Source organism: Niabella agricola, from assembly GCF_021538615.1.
In the GTDB taxonomy this organism is placed as follows: Bacteria; Bacteroidota; Bacteroidia; order Chitinophagales; family Chitinophagaceae; genus Niabella; species Niabella agricola.
This window is the reverse complement of sequence record NZ_JAJHIZ010000003.1, coordinates 3,578,655-3,602,335: the sequence shown is the minus strand read 5'-3', so window position 1 is coordinate 3,602,335 and position 23,681 is coordinate 3,578,655. Positions and strand designations below refer to the sequence as shown.

General features: G+C 47.9%; 18 protein-coding genes. 4 read left to right on the top strand and 14 right to left on the bottom strand.

All coding sequences use genetic code 11. The annotated features are described in order from the left end of the window. Window positions 1-86 precede the first annotated feature (86 nt). The 5 genes from LL912_RS20460 to LL912_RS20440 form a co-directional block, all read right to left on the bottom strand. A complete protein-coding gene (locus LL912_RS20460; RefSeq protein ID WP_235555472.1) occupies window positions 87-1,337 on the bottom strand; it encodes an alkaline phosphatase family protein in 1,251 nt (416 codons plus the stop codon). A 10-nt stretch (window positions 1,338-1,347) separates the two neighbouring features. Further along, window positions 1,348-2,238 carry a metallophosphoesterase family protein gene (locus LL912_RS20455; RefSeq protein ID WP_235555471.1) on the bottom strand — a complete coding sequence of 297 codons (891 nt, stop codon included), beginning with the start codon at window positions 2,236-2,238 and terminating at the stop codon, window positions 1,348-1,350. A 12-nt stretch (window positions 2,239-2,250) separates the two neighbouring features. Continuing rightward, window positions 2,251-2,709, bottom strand: a complete 459-nt coding sequence (locus tag LL912_RS20450) for a hypothetical protein (protein WP_235555470.1) — start codon at window positions 2,707-2,709, stop codon at window positions 2,251-2,253. A gap of 70 nt (window positions 2,710-2,779) precedes the next feature. Further along, the gene (locus LL912_RS20445) at window positions 2,780-4,576 is read right to left on the bottom strand and encodes a RagB/SusD family nutrient uptake outer membrane protein (protein ID WP_235555469.1); all 1,797 of its coding nucleotides are present in this window, start codon (window positions 4,574-4,576) and stop codon (window positions 2,780-2,782) included. A gap of 27 nt (window positions 4,577-4,603) precedes the next feature. After that, window positions 4,604-7,834, bottom strand: a complete 3,231-nt coding sequence (locus LL912_RS20440) for a SusC/RagA family TonB-linked outer membrane protein (protein WP_235555468.1) — start codon at window positions 7,832-7,834, stop codon at window positions 4,604-4,606. Between the two features lie 265 nt (window positions 7,835-8,099). Here LL912_RS20440 and LL912_RS20435 point away from each other — a divergent pair, with 265 nt between their 5' ends. Beyond that, window positions 8,100-8,717, top strand: a complete 618-nt coding sequence (locus LL912_RS20435) for a TetR/AcrR family transcriptional regulator (RefSeq protein WP_235555467.1) — start codon at window positions 8,100-8,102, stop codon at window positions 8,715-8,717. Here the strand turns inward: LL912_RS20435 and LL912_RS20430 are convergent. From LL912_RS20430 to LL912_RS20410, 5 genes are all read right to left on the bottom strand, one after another. Next, window positions 8,692-8,967 (bottom strand): CBU_0592 family membrane protein, encoded by a 276-nt coding sequence (locus LL912_RS20430; protein ID WP_235555466.1) that lies wholly within the window; start codon window positions 8,965-8,967, stop codon window positions 8,692-8,694. The genes LL912_RS20435 and LL912_RS20430 overlap by 26 nt on opposite strands. A 280-nt stretch (window positions 8,968-9,247) precedes the next feature. Continuing rightward, window positions 9,248-9,484: a hypothetical protein gene (locus tag LL912_RS20425; RefSeq protein WP_235555465.1), complete on the bottom strand. Its 237-nt coding sequence runs from the start codon at window positions 9,482-9,484 to the stop codon at window positions 9,248-9,250. Window positions 9,485-9,494: 10 nt separating this feature from the next. After that, complete coding sequence (locus LL912_RS20420) at window positions 9,495-9,791, bottom strand: DUF1360 domain-containing protein (RefSeq protein ID WP_235555464.1); 297 nt, start codon at window positions 9,789-9,791, stop codon at window positions 9,495-9,497. A 78-nt stretch (window positions 9,792-9,869) separates the two neighbouring features. Further along, window positions 9,870-12,134, bottom strand: a complete 2,265-nt coding sequence (locus LL912_RS20415; protein ID WP_235555463.1) for a hypothetical protein — start codon at window positions 12,132-12,134, stop codon at window positions 9,870-9,872. Between the two features lie 98 nt (window positions 12,135-12,232). After that, window positions 12,233-13,549 carry a hypothetical protein gene (locus LL912_RS20410; RefSeq protein ID WP_235555462.1) on the bottom strand — a complete coding sequence of 439 codons (1,317 nt, stop codon included), beginning with the start codon at window positions 13,547-13,549 and terminating at the stop codon, window positions 12,233-12,235. 341 nt (window positions 13,550-13,890) lie between these two features. Between LL912_RS20410 and LL912_RS20405 the strand changes: the two genes are divergently transcribed. The 3 genes from LL912_RS20405 to LL912_RS20395 all read left to right on the top strand — a co-directional run bounded on the left by LL912_RS20405 (window position 13,891) and on the right by LL912_RS20395 (window position 19,415). Beyond that, window positions 13,891-16,050, top strand: a complete 2,160-nt coding sequence (locus LL912_RS20405; RefSeq protein ID WP_235555461.1) for a heavy metal translocating P-type ATPase — start codon at window positions 13,891-13,893, stop codon at window positions 16,048-16,050. Window positions 16,051-16,404: 354 nt separating this feature from the next. Beyond that, on the top strand, window positions 16,405-18,327 hold the full coding sequence (locus LL912_RS20400) for a RecQ family ATP-dependent DNA helicase (RefSeq protein ID WP_235555460.1): 1,923 nt from the start codon (window positions 16,405-16,407) through the stop codon (window positions 18,325-18,327). 356 nt (window positions 18,328-18,683) lie between these two features. Next, window positions 18,684-19,415, top strand: a complete 732-nt coding sequence (locus LL912_RS20395) for an SMI1/KNR4 family protein (RefSeq protein ID WP_235555459.1) — start codon at window positions 18,684-18,686, stop codon at window positions 19,413-19,415. Window positions 19,416-19,420: 5 nt separating this feature from the next. Here the strand turns inward: LL912_RS20395 and LL912_RS20390 are convergent, their stop codons facing one another. From LL912_RS20390 to dgoD, 4 genes are all read right to left on the bottom strand, one after another. After that, window positions 19,421-20,098: a lysoplasmalogenase gene (locus LL912_RS20390; RefSeq protein WP_235555458.1), complete on the bottom strand. Its 678-nt coding sequence runs from the start codon at window positions 20,096-20,098 to the stop codon at window positions 19,421-19,423. Between the two features lie 146 nt (window positions 20,099-20,244). Beyond that, a complete protein-coding gene (locus tag LL912_RS20385) occupies window positions 20,245-21,195 on the bottom strand; it encodes a 2-dehydro-3-deoxygalactonokinase (protein WP_235555457.1) in 951 nt (316 codons plus the stop codon). An 11-nt stretch (window positions 21,196-21,206) separates the two neighbouring features. Further along, entirely contained in the window at window positions 21,207-22,517 is a 1,311-nt protein-coding gene (locus tag LL912_RS20380; RefSeq protein WP_235555456.1) for an MFS transporter, read from the bottom strand. A 10-nt stretch (window positions 22,518-22,527) separates the two neighbouring features. Further along, a complete protein-coding gene (gene dgoD, locus LL912_RS20375) occupies window positions 22,528-23,676 on the bottom strand; it encodes a galactonate dehydratase (RefSeq protein ID WP_235555455.1) in 1,149 nt (382 codons plus the stop codon). Between the last annotated feature and the right edge of the window lie 5 nt (window positions 23,677-23,681).

The following is a 23,681-nucleotide window of genomic DNA, read 5'->3' as shown; positions in this document are numbered from 1 at the left end:
AAAGATCAGGGAACCGGATGTATTTTATTACACCTGATTCCCTGAAAAAGCCGGATCCGTTTTTGAGTTCCGGTTTGTTAGGGCCTTTATTTCTTTTCATCCAGCACAATCCACCGGTTCAGCGTATTATGCGCCGATTCCAGCACCACTTTATAATAACTGGAGGGCTGATCCTTTACATCAATAGTAACATGCTTTTGGCGGAGCGGAATTTCATCTGCCAGTTTATACGAATCGGTACCGCCTGTTTTTGTTTGATTAGTAGTGCTGATCCAAACCTTTACCGTACCCTGCTCCGCCGGATGAAGCGGCGTCCAGGTAATGTCCAGTTTATGCTGAAAATAATTTACCCGCATATCCGCCAGCGAAATCTTCCCGATCATCGCCACACCGTCCAACTCCCGTGCTACAGCCGCAGGAATGTGAATATTCATATACCGGGCTATTGTTGGAAAAATATCTACTACGCCTGGAATGTAATAATCCGGGTAAGCATTTAAGCCCGGGTTATTGGTGATCATCCAGGTGCTGCGTTGCCGGGGCGACTGGCCGCCATGTCCCTTTCCGTTAGCTTCCGAGCGCCCGTGATCGGTGGTTATAATAATCATCCAGTCTTCCTTAAACCGGTTCTGCCGGTACCGGATCGCCTCCCATACACACCCCATTTGCCGGTCGAGCATTTCGACCGCTTCATAAAATTTCGGGCTGTCGCCATAACCATGGCCCATATCATCTGTATATTCAAGATAGATCCAGGAAAGATCGGGTGCCTGTTGCCGGATCTTTTGTGTGGCTTTATCAATTACCTGCTCATCGATCAAATGCATCCGGTGCACCGGTCCGTTTTTGGGAAACTTTAGGGTATCGTGCTCGAAACCATCGGCTGCAATATCAACATGGATCTTTCCGGTTTCCGGAAGCCCGTCCCCTACAAGTTTGGTACGGTTATCCAGCCAGCTGGAAAAAACAGCGATCTTCTTCTGCGGGTATTGATCCTTTAACAGGCGGAAAATGGTTGGATAATGATAGTTGGGCGCCGCAATATCATTGTCCCAAACATTATGTTTATTGGCCCATGTGCCTGTGAGCAGACTGTTATAGCCTACCGCAGAAATAGTAGGCGTTTCTGAATAAGTTCCTTTGCCACCACCCACATAAGCCCGCATATACCGGCCCGCCCGCGCAATGGCGTCCATATGCGGTGTGGCCACCGATTCGATCACATCCGCCGGGATACCGTCTGCAATTACAAATACTACTTTGGGAGCGCGTTGGGCAAACAATGCCAAAGAGCCGGCCAGGAAGGCCATTATAACCAGGATTCCTTTTCGTATCATATCTTTTCTTTTAAAAGCCGTGTGCAATATATTCACTCTCAAAATCACCGTTCTTAAATAATTTTAAAATAGCATAACCTGGCGGTGTTTCCAGGTAGTAGCCTGGGCCGGCTGATTCCTTATCGCCCTGCCCCCACCAAAAGCCACTCATGGCACCATTACAGCAATACCAGACGCCATTATAAGACGTTTTATCACAAAGATGATTGTGCCCGCTGAGCGAAGCTCTTACCTTGTCTTTATGCTTATAAAGGAGCGTTTTTAATCTTTTGTAATCGCTGTGATGACCGCCCACCAGTATCGGGGTTGCACCAAAAGTAGGATAATGCGACATGATTAGGGTTGGTGTGTGAGCAGGTGTTGCCGCCAGGTCGTCTTCCAGCCATTTAAACTGTGTTTCATCCAGGGAAATATTGTGGTTATTGCCATCCAACACAATAAAATGCCAGCCACCGCGGGTAAAGCTGTAATACCGGTGCGGTATCTTTAATCGCTTTACTACATAATCCTTCCCATACATGGCATCCTGCTTATCCGGGGCGGCCCACCACATATCGTGATTGCCCAGGCAACTGTAAATATCATAGCCTTTTATTTCCGATAGGCATTCATCCCATAATTGCCATTGTTCGGTTACACTATCTCTTTTCACATGGTCGTAAGAAGCGTCATGAATGGAATCGCCCGTATTCAGGAAAAAATCAATACCGGTTGCTTTTATTTTCTTCAAACAATTTCTAAAACGCTGCGGTGCATTATCCCCTGGTCGAATATGCACGTCTGTAATATGCGCAAGCATAAGTACGGGTTTCTCTTTTCGCCTGCCAGCGGCCGCCATTCCGCCGGTGAGTACGGACCCTGTTAATAGAGACGTTCCTTTAATAAACGATTTTCTGTTCATGCCTGCTGCTATCTAAAGATTGATTACGAAGTTTTCAAACGGCGTCCAGGACCCACTATCATTATAGGATACGCGTAAAAGCCGCGTTGAACCGCATCCTGACTCTGATTTGAAGAAAATACCAAAAATATTTTCGGCGCCGGTAACGGGCACATAAGTAACCGGTGCACCGGCATTTACAACATAAAACGGACACCCGTCCACACTTTCTACTTTGAAATAATTTCCGGATATGCTGCCATACTTAAAATAAACGGAGTTTTGATATGGCGCCGGTGGCGCGGGAGCAGGATTGATCGTAATACTGGTAAACTTCCAGGGATTTGTTATCATGCCATAGAATGGCATACCGGCATAAGCAGCCATCCCTTTTTCTCCGGAATGATTCCTGTGAGGACCAGCAAGCGGCATAAAGGATACTAAAGCAAGGAACAACGGAAGTACCATCAGTGGTAAGCATTTCTTTTTCATAAAAAATGGTTGAGGATATTTAAAATTTTGAATTACAGCATAGACCCGGGCCTCAGAAGTAGCTTCATCGCTATTGCCATCCAAAAGGCTGCTTTAAATTAGGGTTCATTGTTGTTTGTGAAAATGGTATCGGCATATAATAATACTTGGGTTCTACAAACGTCCTGACCGTACTGGGGTTTACAGTAACGATCTGCCCACCGCTATCGCCATTTTCAAAATACGTACCCGATCCCGCCTGGCCATATGATCCCATTTTGTAATAAATCAGTGTTACGCCCAGTTCGTTCTTTTCGCGCTGTGCTGCCGGAGGTATGGTAGTGGCATTCGTTACCAGCTTAATATCGGCAATATTATCTCCTGTTAAATCATAATTTCCCGGTCCAGGAAAATACATACCCGTAGCCCTTTTCTCAAACAGCTTCCCTGCCGCCCAACGCATCAGGTCTTCAAAACGGTAGGTACCTTCAAGCGCAAACTCTACCCTCCGTTCTCTTCTTATTTCCAGGATCAGGCCTTTATTGACACCGCTTACGTTTGGATAATCCGCCGCCAATACCGGGTCCGGATTCGCATTGGCAGCCGCTACATTTAGCGGGGGCATAGAAACCCGGGCACGAAGCAGGTTTACAGACCTATCGATATCACTTTGCGAAGCCGTACCGAGCTCGGCCGCTGCCTCAGCATAAGTAAGCAACACCTCGGCATAACGCAATACGGGAATATCGGTATTGTTGATTACATTGTTGTCTGTAGTGTTAATATATCCTTTGATCTGGTGATAACCGGTAAAATTGGTACTGAATTCAGAAACATAGGGCGTTGCGGACTGAACAAGTGTGAAACCCGGAGGAGCAATGGTGGCAGATAAACGCGGGTCGCGGTCGGCAAATTCCTGCACATAAAGCATCTGTTTATAGCCAGGCAGATCGGTAAAACGGGTACCATCTTTCTTCAGATAAGTTTGCACAAGGTCCCTGGCGGGAGATTGCTCATAAAGACCGAATATATTAAAATTTCCGATACCCGAACTCTTTCCTTTTGCAACATCATAAGGATTGTTCAGGATCACTTCCTTAACCGTGCTTAGATCCTGGTTATTGAACAATGATGCATAGCTGGCCGCAAGACTGAATTTGTTGGCCGTAATGATTTCATCCGATTGTTTCTTCGCCAGTTCAAAATATTTATTGGCAGTATGCTGCAGGTTCAGCTCCGGGTGATATTTCCGGTACGTTCCTTCATAAAGCGCAAAGCGGGCGTAAATGGTTTTTACAGCGTACAGCCCGGGTGTAGCCGCCGGCACATTTTCCCGAACATTGGTGGCCGCAAATTCAAGGTCATTCATGATGCTGTCTATGATAAGCGTCCGGGGAGACTGTGTCATATAGAGTGCGGTTGAATCATCCGGGTTGAGCGTTTTACCGTACCAGGGTGCATCCGAATAAGTCAGCACCTTATTCATATAAAACTTCGCACGGTAGTAACGGGCCAGCCCCGCATAATGGTTCTTTACGGCATCCGGAACCTGGGCCCTGCTGTAGTTTTCAAGAAAATAATTAATCGTACGCAATCCGCCCCAGGTCCAGAAATTGGGTGTGTTTTGAGATGTAGTGGTGCCTGCCAGCACTGCCTTAAAATAAACCTGGCCCGTGGTAGCGTAGTTATCCGTCGATTGCCCCGTCCCGTTTACATAAAGCCCGGAACCAGTAAGGTCCAGCATGCCATTTACATACATAGAAAGATCGCTCTCCGTATTAAAGAATAACTGTGGACTTACTTCTGTTTGAGGATAGCGGTCCAGGAAACCTTTTTTACAGGAAGTGAGGGTCGCCGTAAACAGGAGGATATATAGTAACTTTTTCATTGTAATTGTTTTTTGACGTTAATAATCTTATAGCGTAACATTAATGCCTACAGAGTATTTCCGCTGGTAAGGGTATGCCCATCCGTACCCGTCTACGATTGATTCAGGATCTACAAATTTTTTGATCTTTGAAACTTCAAAAATATTTTCACCGGTAAAGAAAATGCGGAGTCTTTCGATGCCAAAACGCTGCAACATGTTTTGGGGCAGTGTATACCCTACTGTAAGATTCTTGATCCTCAGGTATGCCGCACTTAGCAGGTACTTGGTTTGGGGAATGTCCAGCCCCTTTCCGTCATTATCATCCGCCAGCCACGATTGCAATACCGGGTAAAAAGCACCCGTATTGGCGTTTGCCAGTCCCAGGTCAGTATAGGCTTTGGGATAGGTAGCGATCTCTTCCGGCGTTGCGGCGGTGCCCCTGTAAAAATCCAGGTTCCAGGGATAGATATTCGCGTAGGGCTGCTGGTAAGGCCCCCAAAACAGGTAGTGCTGCGGATAATAATCCATTTTACCAACACCCTGTAAAAAGAGCGACAGGTCAATATTATTCCAACCCATTTCAAGGTTAAACCCATACCGGTAGCGGGGCGTATTGTTACCGATCACACGAAGGTCTTTCGGATCCAGATCGCTGGTCCCCCGCAGAATCTTTTTATCACCATCAAGGTCTTTGTACCGTGGCCATCCTGGCACTACCTTTATTTCTCCCCAGGGAATAATCGCGGTTTGATCAATTTCAGCGATTTCCTCCTTCGTTTCAAAAATGCCATCGTTAGTTAGCCCCCATATTTCTCCAACTACCTGACCGGGCCGGTAGGCACCGCTAAACAGATGCAGGGGATTATCATATTTCAGGATTTTGCTCCTGCTGTCCCATATCCTTGCTTTCACGCCCAGTGAAAAGGGCTTTTGTGCCACCATATAGGTTTCATTGTACCCCAGGCTCAGCTCCCAACCTTTGGTTTCCATATCCGCCGCATTCTGCTGGGGGGCATTGGTACCCAACACAGCAGGTAATACCCGTGAAGGCGCCAGCATGCCCGTGGTCTTTCTTATATAATAATCAAACCCCGCGGTGAGCCGGTCTTTGAGAAAACCAAGATCGACACCAAAATTGGAACCCGCAACCGTTTCCCAGGTATAGTTCGTAGGATCTACTCTAAGTGGCGGTGCACCTGTAATAACCTGCGGCGGTGTATTGCCGCCGATCAGATAGGAGCTGGGTCCCACTCCAAGCGTCTGGATGTAGTCATAATACTTTACCGATTGGTTAGCCTGCCGTGCATAGGAATACCTGAGTTTCAACGCAGAGAAGGCCGGCATTAACGCCTCCCAGAACCGCTCCCTGTTTACGACCCAGGCGGCGGATACAGCGGGAGTAAAGGCCCACCGGTCCTGCGGCGGAAAACGCGACGAGCCGTCGCGCCGGGCCACCAGGTCAATGATGTACTTATTATCATAAGCATAGTTCAGCCGGCCGAAATAGCTACGCACCGCATAATCATAAAACTTGTCACCAAAGCCGGTTTGTCCAATGGTTATATTGGTGCCTGTGGTAAGACTGATATAAGGAAGATCTTTGGAGATCAACTGGTCCCTGCTTACATTTACCGGGCTCCATTCATACATTTCCTGGTTGTAAACAGCAGAGAGATTGAACGCATGCAGGTTTATTTTTTTTGTATAGTTACCAAACAGGTCATAGACATCCTGTTTTACCGTTCCATTTACTTCCGTTACACTGCCATTACCACCTACCATCCGGATATCTTTGGGGCCATATCCTATCTGGTATGGCAATACGATGGAATGTGATTTCCATAGCTCCCGTTTATTGCTTGCCGTAGCCCGAACCGTCAGGCTTCCCTTTAAAGCAGTCACCGTAGCGCTTAAGTTGTTGGTAAACCCAAACCGGGTTTCTGTGCCGCTGCCTCCGTCGGTAAGCTGTGCAGCCAGTATACCGGCCGTATTATTGGCCCAGGTGCCGTCGGGATTTTTGGCGACATTAGTGGGCTGGGTGTAATATACGTCTGTAATGTTGTAAGATGGAAATACCTTTTGCAGCTGATAAACAGCCAGGTTATCATCCACCTTCAACCACGGCAGCGGGTTAAGGCCCAGGTTAGAGCGAAGACCATAACGGTTCCAGTCGTCCCGGGCAAGCTTATTTAACCCGTTTTCTTTTGTGTAATCCGCAGACAGTAAATAACGTATAGGCCTTGGTCCGGAAGAAGAACCGCTGATGGAAAGGTTATGATATTGGGAGAAGTTGGATTTTGCAAAGAAATAATCATTCCAGTTATTGCTTCCCATATAGGCCCATTTGGTAGCATCAAGCGGGTTAACCCGCACATCTTCTACAGATGGATTCTCCGATCTTTCTTTTGCCCATACCTGCTGCCATTCGGGAAACGGCGCATAGCTGGAGGAAGTCCATGGCGTATTATCGGTGGCAATCTGCATTAATTTCTTATACACGAAAGGATCGGTAATCGGCTCGGGCGTCAGGGTTCTTTTGGAACGCGCAAAGTAGTTGTTATAACTGATGTTTTGTTTGCCTCCCAGCGCACCCTTACGCGTGGTGATGATCAATACGCCAAAGGCCGCTCTTGCCCCGTAAATGGCGGATGAGCCCCCATCTTTCAATAAAGAATACGACTCAATATCTGAAGGATTGAGCCGCAGTAAGTCATCCGTTTGAGAAGCAATATTGTCGATAAGAATCAACGGCCCGCCACCGCCGCCATTGATAGAGCCCATGCCCCGGATGTTGATACTGGGAGTAGCTCCGGGTCTTCCGCCCGGATAAGTGATATTCAAACCTGCCGCAACCCCCTGCAACCCCTGCAGGATATTTGCTACAGGCCGTTTTGAAATACTTTCCCCCGATACCTGGTCAATAGCACCGGTAACCAGTATACGCTTCCGCTGACCGTACCCGGTCACCACCACTTCATCCATGCCCCCGCTTACCGCTGTCAGGATTACATGCAATAACGATGAGTCTGCCCGCACCTCCTTTGATTCATAGCCGATAGCTGTAAATAAGAGTTGGGCTCTTTGAGGAACCTTTATGGTAAAGCTCCCTTTTTCTGATGCAACCGTTGTGTTCTTTGTACCGCTTTGCGTAACAGTAACCCCCGGCAAGGGTTGATTTGCACCATCCGTTACAGTACCCGTAACGGTTATAGATTGTGTTTGGCCAAAATGCCAAAACAATAGCAAAGCCACAACTGTAAAAATGGGTCTAAGCATATTATTGGTTTTATAATTTGAGCGTTCTGTATATGTTTCGAAACCGACCAATCATCAGAGAACTGCGGTAGATCTGTATATATGTTACAGCCTTCCCGTCTGACAAGCAAAATTGGATAAGACAAATATATATTGAATGAACGTTCAATTAATTTATTATTAAGTTTTGCGCAACCGTTTGCACAAAAAAACACGTGAAAACCCGCCGGCATTCACGCCGGGTGAAACATTATATTTGCAATGCGATTGCTCAAAAAAACAACACATGGGAAGAAAAAGCCTGAAAGCGTCTCGGCAGAAAGAAATCATTAAAGCCTTTTACAAACTGGCTAAAAAAGAAGGCCTAGAAAATGCATCCATTGCCAAAACGGCCGAGCTCCTCGCTATCAACCCCAGCCTGGTCATCCATTATTTTAAAACCAAGGAGCACCTAGTATATGGTCTTGTGGAATATATACTGGACCGCTACCTTCTGATCTTTGATGTACCGGAAAGTGCACAGAACAATCCCAAAAAAAAGCTGCTAGCCGTTATTGATAATATTTTCTCGCACAAGTGGAACACACTATTTGACGATAGTGTTTCTTATAGCTGCTACTCGCTGGCGTTTCGTGATAAGGTGATCAAGGAAAAATATAAGATCCTGCTGGACAGTCTTCGCAGAAACCTGGAAGAGCTGATCATCGAATGCAGGGAAAAGGGATACCTGAAGGTTGATGATACGGCAGCGGCAGCCGACCTGGTATTTATCCTGGTGGATGGCGCGTATTATTACCTGAGCCTGGTCTCCAACAAAAAAGAATACAAGCAAAAACTCAATGTATACAAGAAAAGGGCCCTTAGCCTGTTAAACTTTTCTATTCCGGCTTCTTCCGGAGGATGAATACCACCGCCGTTATTGCAATAATACCCCAGGCCAGGTTTACCACCAGGTTAGGATAGTCTTTCAGGTTAATGGCATGGATGATCAGTCCCAGGGCGCCGAGCATATTCAGCAAATGATAAAGGGGGCGTCCGGATTTCAACCGGTTCAGGCTTAAAAACAGGTAGGCCAGCAGATACGCAATACTGCCTACCCATCCCATGACCGATGACATATTATCGCCCGACAAAAAAAGAAAAAAATGCAGCATGACCTTATTGAGCTGGTTTCATAATTTAAACGGATATGCACGACGTGGCATTCCGTTCATCCTGATTCCGGTCATAAAATTAACAGAAACATTTTTTGTGCTTGCGATTTATATATGAAGATTTTAAGAACAGGGCCGGTTAATGAACAACAGCCTTCAGCTTATCCTTTATTTTGGTGATGCCGCAACTCCGCCCGGCCAGCGCAGCAATATGCACAAAAAAGCGCCTTAACGGCGCATAAAGGGATTGAAATAGTTAGAAGCCTCCCCCCTGCTGTGCTTATTTTCGCTTTAAGGAAGGCACCAAAAGCATTTTTGACGCATCCCTGTAGTCGACAAGCAATACAGCTCCGGGCGTTGAAAACCGGTAGGTTCTGCCGGTAATAAATCCTTTTACTGTTAGGGCCGACCGACCGGTATATTCAAACCAGATATCACTCCAGATACCGGTGCCCGCCGCCGCCGCATGACCGCTGCTGAGCACCAGTTGACTTCTTTTATCACCACAATTACACATAAACGTTATTTTAATCTTCTTTAAAAAATGGAGTATCCGGTTTGTCTGTTGCCCGTTCCAGCAGGCAGGCAGCTCCGGAAAGGGCCCACCAATCTAACAAACGCTCCCACCAACTGGTGCCGAGCCAGTACCCAAAAGGCAACGCTATCCATACACTGCTGCAATAAAAACAATCCATCAGCTTTCCCCAAAAGCTGCGGCCCGCTTTTTTACGAAGGAGGAACACCACATCAAAAGGTCCGTCCTCCCGGACAATCAGATGGGTGATCCTCCAAACGGCTAAAACAGAAAACAGGAAGTAACACATGTTTTTTTAAATTCCCGGCGTTTTAGTGCCGGCATTATATTTACAGATACCGGATCCGTACAACCCTGGCCCGGATCATCAGGGCTCCAGCGCAAAAGCTGCTACCCGGTAAGGAGCATCTTTGCCGCTTTGCCGGAAGGTGCCGTCTGTAGCCATCGCAATCACCGATAGCGTTTCCGCAAAAGCAGCCTTACCATTTCCTCCGGCATAACAGGTATCCAGTAACTGAACAGGCGTAAAATGTTTACGGTAAATGCCTCCTGCCAGGATGTATCCAGATGCATCATCAATAACCATTCCCAACGCGCCTGCATTGGCTACACCGCCGCAGGTTCCCTTTGCCACACCAAAACTGAATACCGCAAAATCATTCGGGTGGGTAGCCAGGAACGAAAGCTCCAGATCCGCTTCCACACCGCCTGGTTTATACTTCACAAAACCACAGCAATCCGATGCCGCGGGCATACCATTTACATTGACCGTAAACACCGCGGAATTACAGGCGCTATTATCCACACGTACCAATACCTTAAAGGCATCCGCGGTGGTTGCCGTAGCACCGGCCAGTAATACGTCCGGGGCATTTACGCTGGTGTCTGCATCATCAAACTTCGGTACCTTAAAGGTCGATTTCGGGATATTGGTCAGCAGCGTACCAGACTGGTTAAATAATTCCAGCTTAAACTCATACATACCATCACCACCCGGCGTAGCACCATTCCTCAACTGAGCCGAATCAATACCAATGGTATGTGTATTGTGCGTACGCTCATACCACTGCGGGTCCGTTTGCGGCGCATTGAATGGCGCCTGGCTGGGCCGCTCGGGCGGAATGATATACAGGTTGTTTTCGCTACCAATCGTAAAGGGGCCCAGTTTCACCTTGTCGTGACCAATCTGCTGATCGCCGTTGCCATCGATAAAAATAAAATCATAACTTTTATATTCCGGCGTATCTATTTGCTCTACCGTTCCGCTTACGGGATTCAAATCAGCAGCATTGATCTTCCGGTAACTCCACCGGTAATAATAGATCTCATTGCGTGGCAACCCCTGTCCAAAGCCCATATAAAAATGAAAGGTGCCGCCAAAGGGACGCTTATAATCCCCCACTGAAGTGCTGAAAAACCCGTCGCCGATTGCTGCTGCGTCTGTAAGTCCGATGCGGTTATAGGCAACCGATTGCCCTGCAGGCGCCTGCAGAAAGCTTTGCTGGTTGATATGGGTAACACTGGTACTGCCGATGCTCCGGATCATGACCAGATCACCGGGAAGCGGACAATTACAACAGCAATCCACCGGAACGCGCGGATCGGTTATATGAATGGAGAGCTCAGTGCCGCACTGATAATTCCAATAGGTATTGCAGGGTTTGGGAGGATTGTAAACCGTCGTCCACACGCCATTCACCAGGTATTCTACCCAGATGTACAGATCGGGCCGGTCGCCAAAACAACGGTATGATATAGTGGTATCAAAACGTCCGCTGACATCTGTATACACTACTTTCCGTTCTGTACAGCGATAGAGCCAGGGCCACCACCAGGGCCGTAAACAAAACCAGGGATGCAGCAACTCATAATTGCTGACGATGGTGTTGCGGATCTGATCCAGGTTCCCTGATAAAAGTTGTTGTCTTACATCTGCACCAATATCAGGAAGCTTTTCAGCCACCTGTAATTGCAGTTGTTCCGGAGACCGGGTTTCAAAAACCGACATTTCCGGGGCCGCTATATTCCGGGACGTTTTCAAAAACGGCGGCGGGTCCGGAACAGGAATCGGATTCCGGATCACTTCAGCCGGATTCAGAAATAGTTCCGGGATTTTTGCAATCACCGGATCGGGGATCCTGCGAATCCAGTAAATGATCGGATCGATTTCACAGATATGCACCCGGGCCCGGCATACCGGGCGGTCTTCCCAGCTGTCGCCAAGATGAAACCATTTGGAAACCGTACCCGTAACCCTGCACCGGCAAACCGGCCAGAAACGGCTGACGGCCGCCGGAACGGGCAAAATCGATAAGGACGCACTTTCTGCATTACTATTGAGAATGGCTTCATAAGGCTGCAGCTTTTCAAGCTCAGCGATGGTTCTTACTTTTTGCACCTCCTTATCGGTACCTGGTACCAGGAACACGCGCAGTTCATCAGCGCGCAGGCCGCTCTTATCCGCCCGGAATGCTGCGGCTTTTGAAAGATCAAATTCCAGCAGGTTGTTCCGAACCGGCTGTACCTGCAGCAGCAACCCGTTGCAGTAAAAAAGAAATCCAAAAACAGACAGTTCTTTTTCCGGCGGCTGCTCGTAGTTCACCGCCAGCGATAGTTTTCGTATTGCTTCCATAAAATATATTTAAAGGATGAGAATTAAGATTTTGGGATGGAGGACCGAGAATTGAGATTTGAGATTGGATTTGGAGTTTGAAATTCAGCACTCAAAGCTTACTCACTCTTATCATCCGCAACCGGGCAACAGCGGTACTCCTGCGATTTTTCAAGCAGTTCAATCTGTTTCCGTAACAGGTCGTTCTCCAGTTGCAGGCGTTCTTTTAACAATGGCTCACAAACATCACATTCATCCAAACAGCCTTTTACAATGATACCGGGTGTTGGCAGCGAGAACTCCGCTTCAAACCCGATCGTTTGTTTGATCTCATTGCTTACTTTCCCGGTTTTGTCGATCAGGCCTTTGGCTGCCAACTGCTCATCTACCTCCCTGATCGCTTTCGTTCTTGTAGCATCGTCAATAGGGCTTCCGGCGTCTGCTTTAAAGCCGCCCCCTGCCAGTACCGTGGCTTTTGGCCCTTCAAACAAGGCGCTGAGATTGGTGTTTACCGACAGCGTATTTATGCGGCCGGCCACCGCGGTTTCGGCCACCCGGTTCAGGGCAACCGTAGCGGGTATATCCTGCGGCACAAACGCCACAGGCAGCTTTGCCGCACCGGGTTTCAGCACGCCTCCTACCGGTGCATTCTCATCCAGCACGCGCCTTTCGATGGCCATCAATTCAAATTTTATTTTCTGCTTCTTGTTTAGCCGGTAAAACATATAGGTAACCGCATGACACTTATTGAGATTACTGAACTCCCTTGAAGAAGCTTCAAAATGATCCTGCGATTCTCCTTCAATATGGGTGCGGCTGCTGACCTCACCAATAGAAACCGCATGGGTTTTTCTTGAAGCCTCTACGGCCTGGGAAGCAGCGCTTTCCATATGCGAACGCTGCTGATTGAGGTAATCGAAAGTAGAATGACTGTTATGACTGCCCCGGGCGTTGGTACTGGCGCTGGCACTAAGACTAAACGGGTTCACACTTCCGCTGGCATCTCCGTGAAAATCCCATTTTCCTTCTGAGGAACTGTCGGCTTCACCGGACTGTGCAGCGGAAGCATCTGCCATATACTTTTGCACGGCCGACATGTAGTATTGCTCCTCCGATATCTGCTCACTCCGGTAACTAAGTTTGGTTTCACTGTCATAGCTAAACGTACTTCTCCGGTCGGTGGTTGAAAGACGTACTTTCTCTCCCGGAAGCAGTGTGGTGCTGTATACGGGATCGCCCAGTACCAGGCCCATCGTGCATCTTGAAAACCGGAAACGAAGGATCACTTCCACCACTACATTCCGCCGGCCGGCAACCAATGTGGCTGTAGGATAGGTTAATACCCGGCTGAAATTAATCACATCGCAGTGATCGTCAGGGATGAGCTCCGGACAGCAGGGTATAGCCGGCTCCTTCTCCGAAATATGTTTTGACATTTCTTTGAGTTTTAAGGTTAAGAAAATGAAGGGCTACAGTTTAAAGAGAGGCAGCGAAAGAACATTCAATGGTCCGGCCGGATAAAGAAATCATGATACCACTCTATATAACATTATTTACAAACGTCTTTCCTTAAAGGCAGCTTTGATACAAAACTACTATGCGGCTGGGCCGAAGTCAATCGCCAAATAAAGGGAGGCCGCGTCCGGTGGGGGTTATACGCGCCAACAGGTGGTTTTTGAAACCGGGTTTCAATAAAAGAGCACCGTTCTGCAACATGGTTTTAATAATAATCCGGATTTGATCCTGCCGCCTTTTTTTGTTGTAGTAATTTTGCAATATGGAAGCAACAGAAAAGATCAAATGGAAAGTGACAGGCATGGATTGTCCAACCTGTGCCCTTACCATTAATAAGTACCTGGAAAAGGAAGGCATGGAAAATGTGAAAGTAAATTTTGCTACCGGTGATGTCAGTTTTGAGTTGAAAGGGCAAAAGAATGAATCAATATTATCGAAGGGATTAAGCGGTCTGGGATATACCGTCATCGACCATGATGACGCACATGCACCGGCCCAGCAGCATACACATGACCACGACCATGGGAAACCGGGCGGCTGGTTAAAGACCAATATGCAACGTTTTTGGTTTTGTTTACCCTTTACCCTGGTATTGATGCTGCATATGATACCCGCCTTGCGGCATTCATGGTTGATGCAGCCATGGATCCAGTTCGCCATCACCCTGCCGGTGCTGGCGGCAGGCATGTCTTATTTTGGCGTCAGCGCCATTAAAAGCATTCGTAACCGGATGCCCAACATGAATGTGCTGGTAACCATCGGAGCCCTGGCAGCGTTTATTTACAGCCTATATGGAACAGTTACCGGCCAGCACGATTATATTTTTTATGAAACCGCCGCCACGGTGATCACCCTTGTATTCCTGGGCAATTATATGGAAGAGCATACGGTTTCATCTACCCAGGCACAGTTAAAAAAACTGGCCCAAACACAGGTAGTGATGGCCAATATGATTGCCTATGACCAGGAACACAATGAAAATATCTTTCCGGTAGAAAGCAGTGCCCTAAGGACCGGCGACCTCATCCTTATCAAAAGCGGTGAGCAGGTACCGGCAGACTGCAAAATATTATGGGGTGATGCGCAGGTGAACGAAGCCATTATTACTGGTGAAAGCGTTCCTGTAAAAAAGGAATCAAGGGATACACTGATCGGTGGCAGCATTATGGTGGATGGCACGGTAAAGGCACAGGTAACAGCTGTTGGAAAAGATACGGTTATGGCCGGTATTATCAACCTGGTAAATGAAGCCCAGGGTGAAAAACCACCCGTGCAGCAAATGGCGGATAGGATCAGTGCTGTTTTTGTTCCATTGGTGATCGGCGTTGCTTTTCTCACATTTATTATCAACTGGTTGATCCTGCAGGATTTCACTCCTGCTTTAATGCGGGCGATTGCCGTACTGGTCATTGCATGCCCCTGTGCGATGGGCCTGGCCACACCGGCGGCCATTGCCGTTGGGCTGGGACGCGGTGCGCGTAATGGGGTATTGTTCCGAAATGCCACCAGTCTCGAAAATTTCAAAGATATCCGCCAGGTGGTATTTGACAAAACCGGCACCCTTACTACCGGAAATTTTTCCATTGCCGGTTTTCAGATTTTGGATAAGAATATTTCTGAAGAAGTTTTTAAAAACATTGTATACTCGCTGGAAAAATATTCCAATCATCCCGTTGCAAAAAGCATTACCCGTAACTGGAAAACCAGGAATGACGTTCGCTGGAAACAGATCAGAGAAGAAAAAGGCAAGGGTATGTTTGCAACCGATAAGGAAGGAATTGAATATGGGGCCGGTTCTTTTGAGATCAGCGACGGACAAACAGGTGCAGACCAGCATAATATATACATCATCCGCAACCAACAACTGATCGGCACCATCGATCTGAAAGACGAACTGCGACCGGAAGCAAAAACCGTTATCAGTTATTTTCGCAGTAAAAACATCAAAACCGTTTTGCTGAGCGGCGACCGGCATTCAAAGGCTGACCAGATTGCAGCGGAGTTGGGAATTGACGAAGTGATTGCCGAAAAAACACCCGAGGAGAAACTGCAGATCATCGCTGAAAAAAACACCCAGACCCCAACTGCAATGGTAGGCGACGGCATTAATGATGCACCGGCGCTGGCTAAGGCCACCATTGGCATCAGCATGAGCGACGCCTCACAAATTGCCATGCAAACCGCACAAGTGGTGCTTACGAATTATGGCTTAAAGCACCTGCCCCTGGCAATGGGGTTGGGCAAGCACACCTATAAAACCATTAAGGAAAACCTTTTCTGGGCCTTTTCTTACAATATTGTTGCCATACCGGTGGCAGCCATCGGGCTGCTCACCCCCATGTTTGGAGCGCTGATTATGGCCTTCAGCGATGTGGTACTGGCCCTCAACAGCGGCAGGCTGATGGTAAAAAAAGTAGTGTAACGCAGCTCCCGACAATGCCCCAAAACAGGCAGCCGGCCCTGCTATTGATCGTGACATGTTCCTGTCAAAACAAAATAACAGGTGTGGATCTGCAGTTTAGTAAAAACAATTCCGCTATAAATCTATGTTAAAAACAGCGGCGGAAGCCATGTTTTTTTGCTGCATGCTGCCTTCAAATGCCTGAAATTGCGGTGTTATTACCCCACCTGCTGGTCTACACTAAATTAATTGTTCAAAAACCTAAAAAACAGCTGCATTCCGGTTTTCCCGGCTCTTCCGGATTTGAAAAATCAGTGTAACTTTGAAAAGTAAACGAACGGAACTCAGTATCCGATTATCAGAAGATCAGCATCTATGGAACAGGCGTTGCGGGAAACTTTAAAGAAGTATTTTGGGTATGACCATTTTCGTCCGTTGCAGTCAGCAATCATTCAAACGGCCATTGAGGGAAAGGACGTGCTGGCACTCATGCCTACGGGCGGAGGTAAATCGCTCTGTTACCAGATTCCGGGTTTATACAAAGAAGGGCTTTGCCTTGTTATTTCTCCTTTGATCGCCCTTATGAACGACCAGGTCCGGAACCTGCGCAAAAAGAATATCACGGCTTTTGCGATTCATACCGGTATGTCGCGTAAAGAGGTCATCCAGATACTGAAAACGGCTGCGTACAGTAATTGCAAATTTCTTTATGTTTCCCCGGAGCGACTGGAAACAAATTTGTTTAAAGAATACCTTCCTGCATTACATATCAACCTGATTGCTGTGGATGAAGCCCACTGCATTTCTCAATGGGGATATGATTTCCGCCCTCCCTACCTACGCATCGCAGGCTTACGCCAGGAGCTGCCGGGTATACCTGTAATGGCGCTTACCGCTTCAGCCACTCCCAAAGTACAGGAAGATATCTGTGAAAAACTTTCACCGGAAGGCATCAACACATTTAAGGTATACCGTCAGTCTTTTGAACGGCCCAATTTATCTTACAGTGTTTTCAGGGTGGCCAGCCGTATCCATAAAATAACCGAGATCCTGAAAAATGTGCCGGGGTCGGCAATTGTGTATTGCAAAACACGCAAACATACCAAAGAGCTAAAAGACCTGCTGCTGCTGGAAGGGATTGCCGCCGATTACTATAATGCCGGCTTACCTGCTGAAGAGCGTACTCAAAAGCAGCAGGACTGGATCCTCAATAAAACACGGGTGATTGTATGCACCAATGCTTTCGGAATGGGCATTGATAAACCAGATGTACGGGTGGTGATCCACGCGGATGTTCCGGACTGCCTGGAAAATTACTACCAGGAAGCAGGGCGCGCGGGAAGGGACGGTGAACGATCGTATGCTGTATTGCTTTACAGCGATGCAGAACTGGAAGTACTGGAAAAAATGCCCGACCAACGTTTTCCCGACCTGGAAACCATTCGAAAAGTGTATGGCAGCGTAGTGCATTACCTCCGGTTACCCGAAGGAGAACCGCCCGGCGAATTTTATGATTTTGATTTGAAAGACTTCATAAAAAAATTCGGGCTGGATGTAACCACCGCGATATACGCCTTAAAGGCATTGGAACAGGATGGCTGGCTTACGTTTAATGAGCAGGTTTTTATACCGTCGATGGTGCGGTTTACAGTGTATAAGGACGCCCTATATGAATACGAAGCCACACATGCAGATTCAGAACCACTGGTCAAAACACTTCTGAGAACCTACGAAGGGATCTACGATTATCCGATCGGAATTTCAGAAAGCTATATCGCCTACCTGATGAAAACAGACGCGGCGGTGGTTAAAGAACAATTACTTCGGCTGCATGCCGATGGTATTATCGATTATCAGCCAAGGAAAGAGGATCCGCAACTGATGCTGACCCGTACGCGGATCCGGATCACGGAGTTACAGATCAATATGAAAAACCACATGGCCCGTAAGCACCTGTTTACAGAAAGAGTGGCACAGATGAAACAATTCGTTCAAAATGAAAAAGAATGCCGCAGCAAGATGATCGGACGGTATTTTGGCGATACGGCGATAAAAGATTGCGGCGTTTGCGACAATTGCTTAAAAAGAAAAAACAACCTGCTTACGCATGAGGTTTTCGAAACCATTCAATCCAGGATCCGCGAAACCCTTATAGCCCCCTGTACCATTCCGCAACTGATGGCACAATTGCAGGGCATTGAAAAAGAACATATCTGGACGGTGATCAATTTTCTCACTCGTGAAGAACAGATCCGGATGCTGGAAGACGGCACCATCAGCTGGAAAAACAACCGGTGAACCCGATCCCTGATCCCTGGTTTATAAGGCAGTACCTCATGTAAACCGGCATTAACAGGCCGTTGCTGTCTCCGTTTTGAGCCTCATCCTGTAGATTTTTTTTGCACAAAAAAGGCCGATTGTAAAAACAATCAGCCGTTGCTAACCTATGAAAAACACCTACCGTGAAGGTACGAAAAAGGTCGTTTAAAAAAACAAGGATCCCGAATTTTCTTAAACATTTGTCAAAAATCATTGAAAATCCCGGGATACCGATCCTTGCTTTTCAGCAAAATTTAGTACCCGGTTAAGTAATGGCTTGGTTCTTGTGCTATTTGCATACCCCTCATTACCTTTTAACAATTGTGAATACACGCATGCAGCAAATAAACAGGATCCGGGAAAAGCTCAGCCAGCTCCGGAATACAGATACAAAACGGGAATTACCAGGCGCAGGTATCCATCAATACCGGTTGAATCCGCCGTTAGAGCCGGAACAGGTGCAATTATTTGAAGCAACACACCGGGTCCAACTTCCGGATGAATACATCGCCTTCCTTACAATACTGGGCGATGGCGGCGCCGGTCCTTTTTACGGCCTTCGCCGGTTAGAGACAAGCAATATCTGCTTTTTTGACCCCTCCGGAGAAGCGGCACACCAATACTTTGATTTAAGCCGGCCCTTTCCGCATACAGCATCATGGAATATGGAAGCCGAGCTGGAGCAGCTGGATGCCCGGCTGGAAGCCGCCTATGAAGCAGGAAACCAACAATTGGAAAAACTGCTTTTTGAAAAGAAATGGGAGCTGATCAGCGGAACCGAACATGACCAGGGCCGGTTATGTTTGGCTGATGACGGTTGTATACAGGTCAGCCTGATCATAAACGGGCCTGAAAAAGGAAATATGTGGGCTGATGAACGGATCAACGATGGCGATATGCATCCGTTAAACCAATTGGGCAGTACCGAAAGATTAACTTTTTTGAACTGGTACGAGCTATGGCTGGATCAGGCATTAGCAAAAATACAGGGTACCCAACGCAGGTTCTTTTCAGTGTTGCTTCCCAACGGAACCCGTAAGGTTCCGGATTATATTCCCTGCAAATAATGGCCCTACAATACCTGCTCCCTGATATACCGGGTCATTCCGCGTGTCAGTAGCCATTGCGCCAGTGTATAAGTACCCATAATAGCCCAACCGCCCCATGCAACCGGGTGATGGAATTTATTCACTGCGAGCACCGAATCCGATACTGCAAAAAAGACAGCGCCCGTTAAAATGATACGTGCCGTTTTGTGATTGGGCAAGTCATATAAGTGCATAGCCAGCAGGAGCATAAAACTGATAACGACACCGTAGATCAGTACCGGTATTTTTAATACGCCCAGATGCGGCAGCAAAAAGCTCATGATGAAAAAGTAATACACTCCTACAATAATAGCTGTATACCATTTGCCGGAAATAGATGCTTTTACTTTTATAAAATGAAAACAAAGGATATAAAAGATATGGGCAATCAAAAAGCAAACCAGTCCTAAAATAAAGTACCGTTCGTTGTCATTGGCAAACATTAGTAGTGTATCCCCACCAACGGAGCATACCAGGGCGCCGACCACCCATTTTTTAAACGGCGAACCGCTGCCAGCAGTTGCTGAAATAAAGCCACCCAGCAGCGTGCTTACCAGCAAGGGTTTTAGCAAAAACTGCAGGGCGTCGTTTTGCAGGGCCATGGCCAAAAAATAGAGCACCACTACGCAGATAAAAGCAATATGCCAGGCAACCGGTTTCATTGGATATAAAAATAAGAAATAAGGAAATACCGCCGGTAGTATGAAGTACCGGATGCAGCAATACCAGGTGGCAACCTACCCTGGCTGTCTCAAATTCGGGGTATACCCGGGCTGGCAATGCAGTATTCCGGCGGGGATGTAACCCGCTAATGCATCTGATGCCGTTTTAAGATCTCCAGCTGTCCCTTCACCAGTGCCTGGTCTGCATCCGGTAACAGGATTGTTTTAATGCCCAGCGTCTCACAGGCAAGGGTATATGCCGCCAAATGTGTGGTGCTGCCCAGCAGGTATACCGGTTGATCAGCCAGCAGGGTCTTCAGTTCCTCGCCAATCAGCAGGCCACTGAGGTAATGATAGTTATGTTCCGGTGGTATTTTTTTTAACAGCTGATTTGTGCGTACCCCAAACAAATGATGTAATAAAGAATGCGTTTGGCTGAGGTGTACGCCACGCATAAAATACGCATGGCTTGAGGGGTCACTCAGCTCATTGTTACGGGTTACCGAGCCTGCCAGGATGCTCTGTGCTGCAAGCAGGCCAAAAACTTCCCCCGTCATAAACGTTCGGAAGGCCGTTACCATGCGGTTATGGACCTGTATATGCTTGGGGTGGGTTCCGGGCAGCAACAGCAACAGCTCCTGCTCCGTGTCGGGCAAAGCGTCTGCTGCTCCCACGATTTTTGTTTCCTCGCCGCGCATCACATCTGTTGCAGTACAGGCACCGGAGATCAGCAACAAAGGATGGCGATCATCGGGAATGGTCTGCACTATGAGACCGGAACCATCTATCGAAAATGGCAGTGCTTTATAGGGCAATTCGGTTACCCCGATGGAGGACGAAGCCATACCCGACAACACAATCGGAATACCGGTCAGTGAATGCCCCAGTTGTTGTTCCAGGGTTTGAATTTGCTGGTTTAAAAAACGGATATAATATGCTTCCCTGCTGATGGCTTCGCCCTTTTGCTGCCATTCCGCTGCCGTTTGAGCGATGCCCTGCGCAAGTTGAACAGTTGCTTGTATGACTAAACCGGTTACCTGTATCAGCCGTAACCGGAATGTACTCGTTCCCCAATCGCAACTTAAAAAAAAATCCATACAATTAATGATTATTGATCCCGTGCATTTTCCACCGTTACCCGCTCAACATTTCCTACCAGGAAGATGTAAGAACAAGCACCCAACGCCCCGAGCACTGCAATGAAAATAAGCGCCGGCGCAAAATTGCCGCCGCTGGCCAGAAAGCCGATCACCACCGGCACTACAATACCGGAGAGCTGACCAATAAAATTAAAGACACCCCCGGTTACGTCGATCAGGTACTCAGGCGCAAGCGTGGATACAAAGATCCAGGTAATGGAAGCAAATCCTACTCCAAAAAAAGACAGAGACATAAACAGGATGATCCACCCCGGTGTATGCACATAATTAGCGCCCACAATGCATACGGACAACAGCAGACCGGCAATAATGGGCCATTTGCGGGCACGGGCAGCCGGTACACCCCGGCGCACCAGGTAATCGGAAAGGAAGCCCGAGCTCAGTACGCCTGCAAATGCCGACAGGTAGGGAACAGAAGCCCAATAACCGGATTGGATAAAATTCATTCCCCTGTAATCGACCAGGTATTTAGGAAACCAGGTCAAAAAGAACCACAAGGCTCCGTTCACCGCAAATTGTCCCAGGTAGATCCCCCATAGCTTCCGGTACGATAATACCACGCGCAGGTCCTTCCATTGAAAAGACCGTTTGATCTTATCATCCTGCCGGCTGTTGAATATGCCACCGCCATCCTCTATATGTCTAAGCTCTTCCTGATTCGCCCTTTTATGCTGCAGGGGGTCCCGGTAAAGGAAGTACCATATCAATCCCCATACCATTCCAATCAGCCCAGTAATCACAAAGAGCCCCTTCCACCCGGCCTGCAGCTGGATTTTTGAAAGAACCGGCATCAGGAAGGCCAGTCCCAGAAACTGTCCGGAGGTATATACGGCAATGGCTGAAGCCCGCTCCTGCACGGGGAACCAGCTGCTGACCACGCGGTTATTAATGGGGAAAGCCGGCGCCTCAAGCGCCCCGGTAGCCATCCGCAATCCAAATAAGGAAACAAAGCCTTTTGCAAACCCTTGCAACACGGTGGCCAGTGACCAGCCGATAAGACTAACGGCGTAGAGCACCCGGGGAGTGAACCGTTTCACCAGGATGCCACCGGGAACCTGGAATAACAGGTAGGTCCAGCTGAATGCAGAAAAAATAAGCCCCATCTGCACAGAAGAAAACCGGAATTCCTTTCCGATAGCAGAAGCAGCCACAGCCAGGTTACTGCGGTCCATATAATTGATGACTACGTTCACGAATATGAGGAACAATACCTGGTAGCGGACCCGGGTAGGCCTAACAGCCGGAATGTTGGAGTTCATATTTTTTGTTTTACCATTCTGCAATGCTTCCATCCTTGTGCCGCCATACGGGGTTCCGCCAGTTATGGCCTATGGCTGCCATTTTACGTACATGCGCTTCGTTGATATTGATACCCAACCCAGGCTGATCCGGTATTTTTACATACCCGTTCCTGTATTCAAGCACGGTTTTATCTGTCAGATAATCGAGAAGGTCACTGCCCTGGTTGTAATGGATGCCCAGGCTCTGCTCCTGGATAAAAGCATTATGGCAGGTAGCATCTACCTGTAAACAGGCGGCCAGTGCAATAGGCCCCAGCGGACAATGCGGGGCCGCAGCCACATCAAAGGCCTCTGCCATGGAAAGGATCTTCTTGCATTCTGTAATACCTCCTGCATGCGATACATCCGGCTGAATGATATCGGCATAACCTTCAGTGAGCAGGGTTTTGAACTGCCACCTGGAAAACATCCGCTCGCCGGTGGCAATCGGGATGGATACATGGTTTGCAATTTCGCGCAGCGCCTCATTGTTTTCCGGAAGTACCGGCTCCTCAATAAACATGGGCCGGAACGGTTCCAGTTCTTTCGCCAGGATCTTTGCCATTGGTTTGTGTACCCGGCCATGGAAATCGATACCGACCCCAAAGTCCTGACCGGTAGCCTCGCGCACTGCTGCAATACGGGCTACTGCCTGGTCTATTTTATCATAGCTGTCCACATATTGTAATTCCTCGGTGGCATTCATTTTCACCGCAAGGAACCCCTGCTCCGCCATCTGCCGTGCTGCAGCGCCTACATCTGCCGGCCGGTCGCCACCGATCCAGGAATATACCTTCATTGAATCATGCGCCCTGCCTCCCAAAAGCTGATGCACCGGCGCATGATAGTATTTTCCCTTAATATCCCACAGCGCCTGGTCGATACCGGCAATTGCACTCATCAGGATCGGTCCTCCCCGGTAAAACCCTGCCCGGTACATTGTGTTCCAGTGGTCCTCAATATGTAAGGGATCCTTACCTTCCAGGTATTCCATCAACTCGTCCACCGCAGCTTTTACAGTAGCCGCTCTTCCCTCGATCACCGGTTCGCCCCAGCCGGTGATGCCTTCATCTGTTTCGATCTTTAAAAAGAGCCAGCGGGGCGGCACCAGGAACAGTTCATATCCTTTTATTTTCATGATGT